1 protein-coding gene is annotated in these 1,577 nt (G+C 66.8%); it reads right to left on the reverse strand.

The features are described 5' to 3' along the window. Positions 1-34 precede the first annotated feature (34 nt). Positions 35-1,446 (reverse strand): IS3 family transposase gene (locus ACT3T9_RS18805; RefSeq protein ID WP_444502890.1). Its coding sequence is split into 2 segments (ribosomal slippage): positions 35-1,101 and positions 1,101-1,446, totalling 1,413 coding nucleotides; the frame shifts between segments, so codons are not numbered across the junction. Positions 1,447-1,577 lie beyond the last annotated feature (131 nt).

A 1,577-nucleotide genomic window follows, 5' to 3' on the forward strand; every position in this document is an offset into this window, starting at 1 on the left:
CGGAAGTTGTCAAGGTGAATGGGGCCAGTGGGAGTCAGGCGGCGGGTTCGTAGGTCGCCTGGTCTTCGGTCTGTTTGTTCTCGGTGGGTTTGTTGATCCAGGCCGCGTCGGGCAGGGCGAGGATCTTCGGGGTGTTGTTGGTGCCGAAGCGCTCGGGGTGGGCAGCGCGGGCCGCTGAGAGAACGTCGGTGCGGCCGGTGGCTTTCGCTGTCGCCAGGCCGTAGTGGACGTCGGCAGGGGTGTGCAGGCCCAGGCCCTGGTGGTGGTGCTCGTGGTTGTAGCGGTCCTTGAACTCGTCCATGAACGCCCGCGCGTCGGCCAGGGATCCGAACCGGTCTGGGAAGACCGGCGCGTACTTCAACGTCTTGAACCACGCCTCGGAGTAGGGGTTGTCGTTGGAGACCTTCGGCCGTGAATGGGACCGGGTGACTTCCAGGTCGGAGAGCAGTGTGGCCACGGACTTTGAGGTCATCGAGGTGCCGCGGTCGGCGTGGACGACCTTCGGGATGCCGTGGATGCCGAACACTTCACGCATCATCTCCTTCGCCAGCGGCCCGGACTCGCGGGCGTGGACGTGGACGCCGACGAGGTAGCGGGAGTAGATATCGATCATCACGTAGGCGTCGTAGTAGACGCCCTTGGCCGGGCCGGGCAGCTTGGTGATGTCCCAGGTGTAGACCTGCCCGGGGCCGGTGGCCACCAGCTCGGGCACCACCCGGGCCGGGTGACGAGCCTGCCGGCGGCGCTCTGTGACCTGGGCGTTGTCCCGCAGGATGCGATACATCGTGGAGACCGAGCACAGGTAGATCCCACGATCCAGCAACGTCGCGAACACCTGTATCGGGGTGGAGTCGACGAACTCGGAACTGTTGAGCACGGCCAGCACGCTGGCTCGTTCGGCACAGTCCAGCCGGTTGGCCGGCGGGGCGTCCCGCGGCGCAGGCGGGAGCGGGCGGGCCGTGCGGCGAGCTGCTGTGGAGCGGGCGATACCAGTCAAGGCCGACGCGGCCCGGGTGGTAGTCCCTGCGACGATCAGCTCGTCGTGGGCGCCCATCAGCGCTTGTTGCGCCTGGTCTCGGTATCCGCGCTCTTGGAGACGTCCTCCAAGAGCGCGCGTGCTTTTCCCATGATCTCCAGCGCGGTCTCGGTGCGATCCAGGCGCTCCTGAGTCTGGTCCAGCTCGCGGCGCAGCCGAGCGATCTCGGCCTGTTCCTTCGAGGGCCGACCCACCGTCTGGCCAGGCTGTTTGCCCTCAAGCACGCCGGCATCGCGCTGCCGGCGCCACTCGGTGATCAACGAGGAATACAGACCCTCCCGGCGCAGGTAGGCACCGCCTTGACGTTGCGCGCTGGCCTCCTCGTATGCGGCGAGGTGGGCAAGCTTCTGCTCGGGGGTGAACGAGCGGCGCCGGGGCCCATCGGCTCGAGGATGCTGCGGGGAACTCATCGCTCCATCATCGACGCTCGACGACAAAACGGAAACGGGGGAACTGCTCATGGTGATCGATCCTGAACTCGCCCTGCGGAGGCGGACTTGCTATGAACCTCTGGCCTCAACTCACCCTGACACGCAGGGCC

The organism is Brachybacterium sp. AOP29-B2-41, from assembly GCF_052378395.1.
Classification (GTDB): domain Bacteria; phylum Actinomycetota; class Actinomycetes; order Actinomycetales; family Dermabacteraceae; genus Brachybacterium.